Origin of the sequence: Dietzia sp. B44, assembly GCF_014145245.1 — a bacterium.
Classification (GTDB): Bacteria; Actinomycetota; Actinomycetes; order Mycobacteriales; family Mycobacteriaceae; genus Dietzia; species Dietzia natronolimnaea.
Window position 1 is genome coordinate 1 of sequence record NZ_JAALEF010000067.1, and the last position, 7,912, is coordinate 7,912.

The following is a 7,912-nucleotide window of genomic DNA, read 5'->3' on the forward strand; positions in this document are numbered from 1 at the left end:
GGTGGCCCGCTCGAGGTGGCGAACCGCCTCGACCCGGCCCCCGTCCCACAACGGTGCGGCGGCGCCGCGAGCGACCAGCCGGCATCCATCGGTCGTCTCCTCCACCACGAGCGCCCACCCGAGGCGCAGCGCCGCGGGCAACTCGTCGGCGAGCATCTGGTCAGCGCCGGCCCCCGCCCCTGCCACCGCGTCGATGAGCTCGAGCTCGCGGTGCGCGTCGAGGATCCCGCCGAACGGCCGAAGTGAATCCACCATGACCCCGTCGAGTTGTTCGGCCGCGGTGATCAGGGTGTCGGGGAAGGTCCCGTTGGGAACGTTCACCACGATGTCGTCCACGGCCACCCCGTCGAACCGGTCCACAACGTCGAGGCTGATGATGTCCGCGCCGGCCGTCCCCAGGGCGACCGCGAGGGAGCCGAGGCTGCCCGGTCGATCGGGGAGCAGGACGCGGAGCAGATATGACATGGCGCCCATTGTGCCGCACTCTGATGGCCTGACTAGGCTGGGCCGGTACCGACACGCCACGCCGAAGGGACTACACACGTGACCTCGATCTCACGCGGGGACGTCGCGCATCTGGCCAGGCTCTCCCGCCTGGAACTGAGCGACTCCGAGCTGGATTCGTTCGCGAGACAGCTCACCGACATCCTCGACCACGTGCAGGCCGTGTCCGAGGTCGCAGCGGACGACGTCCCGGCGATGAGCCATCCCACCGCGATCTCCAACGTGTACCGCACCGACGTGGTCACCCCCGGTCTGACCCCCGACCAGGCGCTCGACCAGGCCCCGGCCGCGGACCAGCAGCGCTTCGAGGTCCCGCAGATCCTGGGGGAGGAGGCATGAGTTCGCTCACCACCGCCACCGCAGCTGAACTGGCCGGCCGGATCGCCGCGCGGGAGGTGTCCTCGGAGGAGGTCACCCGGGCACACCTCGACCGGATCTCGGAGGTCGACGGGGAGATCAACGCCTTCCTGCACGTGGGAGCCGACGAGGCACTCGAGGCCGCGCGCACCGTCGACGCCCGTCTCGCGGCCGGAGAGGAACTCGGCCCGCTTGCGGGGGTCCCGGTCGCCCTCAAGGACGTGTTCACCACCACCGACGCACCCACCACGTGCGGGTCGAGGATGCTCGAGGGCTACCGCTCCCCGTACGACGCCACGGTCACCGCGAGGCTCCGGGAGGCGGGCATCCCGATCCTGGGCAAGACGAACATGGACGAGTTCGCCATGGGGTCCTCGACCGAGAACTCGGCGTACGGCCCGACCCGCAACCCGTGGGATCCCAGCCGCACCCCGGGCGGGTCCGGCGGTGGCTCCGCCGCTGCCCTGGCGTCCCACCAGGCCCCGATCGCCATCGGCACCGACACCGGCGGGTCCATCCGCCAGCCTGCCGCCCTCACCGCCACGGTGGGCGTGAAGCCCACCTACGGCACCGTGTCCCGATACGGTCTCGTGGCCTGTGCCTCGTCACTCGACCAGGGTGGACCGTGTGGTCGTACGGTCGAGGACACCGCCCTCCTGCACCAGGTGATCGCCGGACACGACCCCCGCGATTCCACCAGTCTCGACGTGGCGGTCCCGGACGTGGTCCGGGCGGCGCGCGAGGGAGCGCGAGGAGATCTGTCCGGTGTGCGCGTGGGCGTCGTCTCCGAGTTCGCGGGGGAGGGGTACCAGCCGGGGGTCGAGGCGTCGTTCCGTGCCTCGGTGGACACCCTGCGGGAGCTGGGTGCGGAGGTGGTCGAGGTCTCGTGCCCGCACTTCCGTTATGCACTGCCCGCCTACTACCTGATCCTGCCGTCCGAGGTGTCCAGCAACCTGGCCCGGTTCGACGCCATGCGGTACGGACTGCGGGTCGGCGAGGGGTCCGCGGACCAGGTCATGGCGGCGAGCCGCGAAGCCGGGTTCGGTCCCGAGGTCAAGCGCCGCATCATGCTCGGCACCTACGCCCTCTCCGCCGGCTACTACGACGCCTTCTACGGCCAGGCACAGAAGGTGCGCACGCTCATCGCGCGCGACTTCGACGCCGCGTACGAGAAGGTTGACGTTCTGGTCTCGCCCACCACTCCGACGACCGCGTTCCCGCTGGGCGCCAAGGTCGAGGACCCGGTGGCCATGTACCAGTTCGACCTCTGCACCCTCCCGCTCAACCTCGCCGGGCACTGCGGCATGTCCGTTCCGTCCGGTCTCGTCGACGGGCTTCCGGCGGGCCTCCAGATCATGGCCCCCGCGCTGGCCGACGACCGCCTGTACCGGGTGGGGGCCGCCTTCGAGGCGGCGAGAGGCCCGATCGCGTGACCACGGTCCCCGAGAGGGACGCATGGAAGGCCCTGGCGGCGCTCGTCATCGGGTTCTTCATGATCCTGGTGGATCAGACGATCGTCGCGGTCGCCACCGACGCCTTCGTCACGCAACTCGGAGCGTCGACCAACCAGGTGATCTGGGTGACCAGCGCCTACCTACTGGCCTACGTCGTACCGCTGCTGTTCACCGGTCGTCTGGGTGACCAGATCGGTCCCCGCGCGGTCTCGATCGCCGGACTGGTCCTGTTCACTGGTGCATCACTGTGGTGTGGTCTCGCGGGCAGTATCGAGACGCTCATCGTCGCGCGTGTGTTCCAGGGACTCGGTGCCGCGCTGCTCACCCCGCAGTCGCTCAGCGTGATCACCAGGGTCTTCGCGCCTGGACGTCGCGGGGCGGCCATGGGGATCTGGGGCGCGGTCGCGGGCATCGCCTCGGTCGTCGGACCCGTCCTGGGTGGTGTCCTCATCGACGCGTTCGACTGGCGCGCGATCTTCTTCGTCAACATCCCCTTCGGCGTCCTGGCCGTGGTCCTGGTCTGGCGGTGGGTCCCCAGGCTCGAGACCCGCTCGCACTCCTACGACATCCCGGGCATCGTCCTGTCGGCCGTGGGCATGTTCCTCCTGGTGTACGGCATCCAACAGGGCGAGTCCCACGGCTGGGGCGGGACCACCCTCGCGCTCATCATCGCGGGGACGGCGGGACTGGCGACGTTCGTCTGGTGGCAGTCGCGCGTGCGCACGGAGCCACTGGTACCTCTACGCCTGTTCCGGGACCGAAATTTCTCGATCGGCACGTTCGGAGTCTCCACCATCGGCTTCGTCACCGCCGGCACCATGGTCCCGCTGATGTTCTACCTCCAGGGCGTCAAGGACCTCAGCCCCACGCGCGCCGGTCTGATGCTGCTGCCGATGGCGTTGATCGCGGGTGTCCTCGCCCCGGTCGTCGGGCGGTGGGCGGACAGGATCGACCCGCGGTTGTTCACGGGGATCGGATACTTCTCCTACGCGATCTCCCTGTTCTGGCTTGCTCTGGTCATGGACTCGCAGACCTCGATCCCCGTGCTGCTCGGACCCATCGCCCTGATGGGGGTGGCCAACGGGTGTGTCTGGGCGCCCACATCATCCACCGCGATGCGACGCCTCGAGCTCGCCTCCGCCGGAGCCGGCTCGGGGGTCTACAACACCACCCGCCAGGTGGGTGCGGTCCTGGGTTCAGCGGCGATCGGTGCGGTGATGCAAGCCCGGCTGGTCGTCCACGGCGACGTAGGGCAGGCCGTGGCGGACGCCATGTACCTCCCCGCCGTGGTGGTCCTGCTCGGAGGGGTGGCGACGATGGCGTTTCGTACCGGTGAACAGTCACCGGAGCCTGGCGCGGTGACCAGGTCCCGGCCCTAGACTGCGGGAGAACCGAGAGGAGTCCGACGTGCGTATTGGCGTGCTGACCGCTGGCGGGGACTGCCCCGGACTCAACGCGGTGATCCGCGCGTTGGTGCGGACCGCCCATTCCGAGTACGACTCACCCGTCCTGGGCTTCCAGGACGGGTGGTCCGGGTTGGTGCACGACCGTGCGGTGCCCCTGTTCGACGACGAGGGGATCGACCGCATCCTGCTGCGCGGGGGCACGATCCTCGGAACTGGCCGGCTCAACCCGGACATCCTCACCGGGAGCCTGCCGGAGATCCGGCGGACCCTGCAGCGCCACTCCCTCGACGCGCTGGTGGCGATCGGTGGCGACGGGACGCTGAAGGCGGCGCGGTGGCTCACGGAGAACGGTGTGCCGGTGGTGGGCGTCCCGAAGACCATCGACAACGACGTGGCGGGAACCGACTACACCTTCGGGTTCGACACCGCGGTCTCGATCGCCTCCGACGCGATCGACCGCCTGCACACGACGGCGGAGTCCCACGAGCGGGTCATGCTGGTGGAGGTGATGGGTCGGCACGCCGGGTGGATCGCCCTCCACGCCGGGCTCGCGTCCGGGGCGCACATGATCGTGATCCCCGAGGTGCCGTTCGACATCGACTACGTGTGCAAGGTCATGAAGCGCCGCTTCCAGATGGGGGAGGCGTACGGGATCTGCGTGGTGGCGGAGGGCGCCACACCCGTCGAGGGCTCGGGGATGACGTTGCGGCAGGGCGGGACCGACCAGTTCGGTCACGAGGTGTTCACCGGTGTCGCGGACCAGATGGCAACGGCGATCGCCTCCCGGATGAACCGCGACGTCCGCACCACGGTGCTGGGGCACATCCAGCGCGGGGGGACCCCCACGGCCTACGACCGTGTCCTGGCCACCCGTTTCGGTGTCCACGCCGCGCATGCGGTGCACCGCGGGGATTTCGGTCAGGTGGTGGCGCTGCGCGGGGAGTCCATCGAGATGGTGCCGGTCGCCGAGGCCGTCGCCGTGCTCAAGACCGTCCCGGAGGACCGCTACCGCGAGGCCGCCTGCCTCTTCGGCTAGATTGTTCCGCATGGAGTTCACCGAGGTCGTGTCACGTTTCGATCCCGTCATGGGCATGGAGGTGCACGTCGAGTTGCACACCGCCACCAAGATGTTCTGCGGGTGCCCGACGGCGTTCGGAGCGGACCCCAACACGCAGGTGTGTCCGGTGTGCATCGGTCTGCCGGGGGCGTTGCCGGTGGTCAACGGGCAGGCCGTCGAATGGGCGATCAAGATCGGGCTGGCCCTCGGCTGTTCGATCGCGCCGTACAGTCGCTTCGCGAGGAAGAACTACTTCTACCCGGACCAGCCGAAGAACTATCAGATCTCGCAGTACGACGAACCGATCGCCCACGACGGTTTCCTCGACGTCCAGCTCGAGGACGGCACCACCTGGCGCGTCGAGGTCGAGCGGGCGCACATGGAGGAGGACACCGGCAAGTCCACCCACGTCGGCTCGGCCACCGGTCGGATCCACGGGGCCACGCATTCGCTGCTCGACTTCAACCGTGCCGGGGTCCCCCTGATCGAGATCGTCTCCAAGCCGATCGTCGGCGCCGGGGAGCGTGCCCCCGAGATCGCCCGCGCGTACGTCTCCGCTCTGCGCGATCTGCTCCGGAGTCTCGACGTCTCCGACGTCCGTATGGACCAGGGGTCGATGCGGTGTGACGCCAACGTCTCACTGATGCCCAAGGGCGCCACCGAGTTCGGCACCCGGACGGAGACCAAGAACGTCAACTCCCTGCGCAGCGTCGAGATCGCCGTGCGTCACGAGATGTGCCGCCAGGCGGACGTCCTGTCCTCAGGTGGGGAGGTCGTGCTGGAGACGCGGCACTTCCACGAGTCCGACGGGACCACCACGGCGGGCAGGCCCAAGGAGTCCGCCGAGGACTACCGGTACTTCCCCGAGCCCGACCTCGCACCGGTCGAGCCGCTGGACGAGCTCATCGAGAAGATCCGTGCCGAGTTGCCCGAGCTGCCGTGGCTGCGCCGCGCACGGGTGCAGGCCGACTGGGGTGTCTCGGACGAGGAGATGCGCGACCTGGTCAACGCCGGAGCGTTGGACCTGATCCTCGCCACCGTCGACGCCGGCGCGCCCCCCACCGAGGCCCGGTCGTGGTGGGTGGCCTACCTCTCGCAGCAGGCCAACAAGCGCGGCGTGGGCCTGCCGGAGCTGGAGATCACCCCCGCCCAGGTGGCGCGGGTCATCGAGCTCGTGGCGGAGGGGACGCTCACCAACAAGCTCGCCCGGCAGGTCGTGGACGCGGTCCTCGACGGTGAGGGTGAGCCGGACCGGGTCGTGGCCGACAAGGGCCTCGAGGTGGTCCGTGACGACTCCGCCCTGCAGAAGGCGGTCGACGACGCCCTCGCCGCGCAGCCGGACATCGCGGAGAAGATCCGCTCCGGAAAGGTCCAGGCCGCCGGCGCGATCGTCGGAGCGGTCATGAAGGCCACCCGCGGGCAGGCCGACCCGGCCAGGGTCAAGGAGCTCGTGATCGCCGCCTGCGGGTGACAGCCCCGGGGGTCCTTGCGAGCCCGGGACGGGGTGTGTTCTTCTGGTGCGCAGGTGCCGAGAGGCACTGTGGGGACGGAAGCGGGTGACGTGGTGGCCGAGCGGGAGTGGAGCACGGGACCGGTGGTCATCACCGGCGCCTCCGGCCAGGTCGGCACCGCGCTTCGGGCGCGACTGGCCGGGCTGCCGAACGAGGTCCGCGCGCTGAGACGAGGCGACGACGTGGCCACGGCGTCGGTCGGAGCGTCCGCGGTGGTGCATCTGGCCGGGGCCCTGTTCCCGAGGCGGCCCGACACCTACCAGTCGGCGAATCTCGACACGGTGCGCGCCACGGTGACCGCACTGAAGGACTCAGGGGTGCGCCGCGTCGTCTTCCTGTCGTACCTGGGGGCGGATGAGACCTCGACCAACCCGTACCTGCGGTACAAGGCCCACGCAGAAGGACTCATCCGCGCGAGTGGGATTCCCGCGGTCGTCTTCCGCGCCGCGCACATCTTCGGCACCCCCGACGCACCCGGGCCCACCGTCACGGAGATGCTCTCCTCGGGGGACGGCCCGTCACCGTCCTCGGGCCGGGGACCCAACGCTATGACTGGATCGCTCGCGATGATGTCGCCGAGGCCCTGCTCCACGCGGCGCTGGACCACGCCACCCCGACCGGTATCTTCGAGCTCGCCGGACCGCAGTCCCTCTCCGTGGACGAGTTCGTCACTCGGGTGAACGGCGCGGACGTGCGGATCCGGCATCTGCCGGCCACCCTCGCACGTCTCCTCGGACGCGTCCTCCCGACGCTCCCGAGCCCCCTGGTCGACGTGATGCTCCGTGACTTCTCTCGTCTCCCGGCGCCGGGGAGACCGCGGCACTGTTCGGCGCCACCCTCCATCGCCTCGACGAGATGTGGCCCGCCGGGTGAGGTGCCCCACCAGACCGCGAGTCAGGTCCGGGCGTCGCCGCCTCCGCCACCGGTCCGGGGCAGGATGACGGCGCGATCGTCGGTGGGGACAGGGGAGCCACCACGCTTGTTGGTCGTCCCTCCGAGCAACACCCCGTCACCGACCGCCGCCAGACCGGTGATCCGTCCGTAGCGCCCCTCGGCCAGGGCCTCGGGCTGGCCCCGTGCCGCCCCACCCGCGAGGGGGAGTGCGTCGGCGCGTTCGCCGTCCGGCAACGCGAGTGCCAGTGAGTCCTCGGCCGCGGCGCACCCTCCCGCCGATCGCTGATCGGGCCAGGTCCAGATGATGCGGTCGGCGCTCCGGATCACCGCGCCGCGGTCGGTGACGGCGGACAGGTAGAGATCGGACCCGTGGGTGCACAGCCCGCTGACCCTGCCCAGGTCGCGGGCGACGACCTCCGGGTCGTCTGCCGTTCCGATCCCCCTGAACCCGGGGAACCGCAGGAGCTCCGAGCCCACCCCCACCGTCAGGACGTCGTCGACGAACGCGAGTCCCCCGGACTCCGCGGGGGCGAGCTCGGCGACCGTCCTGGGCGCGTCCCCGCGGGCGAGCCGCTCGACCCTGGAGGGGCCGTCGCCGACGACGAGGAGGTACACCAGCCGGTCCTGGGCGAAGTCCGGGGAGGGCGCCACCGCCGCCACCCGTCCTCCCCGCGGGTCGACCCGGCCGAAGTCCTCGGGGGGTCCGTCCACCGAGACGATCTTGACGCC

Annotated in this window: 7 protein-coding genes and 1 pseudogene; 6 read left to right on the forward strand and 2 right to left on the reverse strand. The window is 70.3% G+C overall.

Annotated elements, in window-relative coordinates; all coding sequences use genetic code 11:
• A partial coding sequence (locus G6017_RS02895) for an ACT domain-containing protein (protein WP_182615858.1) occupies window positions 1-465 on the reverse strand: 465 nt, incomplete at its 3' end.
• Between the two features lie 78 nt (window positions 466-543).
• Here G6017_RS02895 and gatC point away from each other — a divergent pair.
• From gatC to G6017_RS02925, 6 genes and pseudogenes are all read left to right on the forward strand, one after another.
• Window positions 544-843 carry an Asp-tRNA(Asn)/Glu-tRNA(Gln) amidotransferase subunit GatC gene (gene gatC / locus G6017_RS02900; protein ID WP_182615860.1) on the forward strand — a complete coding sequence of 100 codons (300 nt, stop codon included), beginning with the start codon at window positions 544-546 and terminating at the stop codon, window positions 841-843.
• Window positions 840-2,294, forward strand: coding sequence for an Asp-tRNA(Asn)/Glu-tRNA(Gln) amidotransferase subunit GatA (gatA, locus tag G6017_RS02905; protein ID WP_182615862.1), 1,455 nt, complete (start codon window positions 840-842; stop codon window positions 2,292-2,294). The genes gatC and gatA overlap by 4 nt, the downstream gene beginning before the upstream one ends.
• Entirely contained in the window at window positions 2,291-3,694 is a 1,404-nt protein-coding gene (locus tag G6017_RS02910) for a DHA2 family efflux MFS transporter permease subunit (RefSeq protein ID WP_182615864.1), read from the forward strand. The genes gatA and G6017_RS02910 overlap by 4 nt, the downstream gene beginning before the upstream one ends.
• A 28-nt stretch (window positions 3,695-3,722) precedes the next feature.
• Window positions 3,723-4,757: an ATP-dependent 6-phosphofructokinase gene (locus tag G6017_RS02915; RefSeq protein WP_182615866.1), complete on the forward strand. Its 1,035-nt coding sequence runs from the start codon at window positions 3,723-3,725 to the stop codon at window positions 4,755-4,757.
• A 10-nt stretch (window positions 4,758-4,767) separates the two neighbouring features.
• Entirely contained in the window at window positions 4,768-6,249 is a 1,482-nt protein-coding gene (gene gatB, locus G6017_RS02920; RefSeq protein WP_182615868.1) for an Asp-tRNA(Asn)/Glu-tRNA(Gln) amidotransferase subunit GatB, read from the forward strand.
• 123 nt (window positions 6,250-6,372) lie between these two features.
• Window positions 6,373-6,833: pseudogene (locus tag G6017_RS02925) on the forward strand (SDR family oxidoreductase); the annotation flags it as partial.
• Window positions 6,834-7,183: 350 nt separating this feature from the next.
• Here the strand turns inward: G6017_RS02925 and G6017_RS02930 are convergent.
• Window positions 7,184-7,912: oxidoreductase (locus G6017_RS02930; RefSeq protein WP_182615870.1), on the reverse strand; the 729-nt coding region annotated here is incomplete at its 5' end.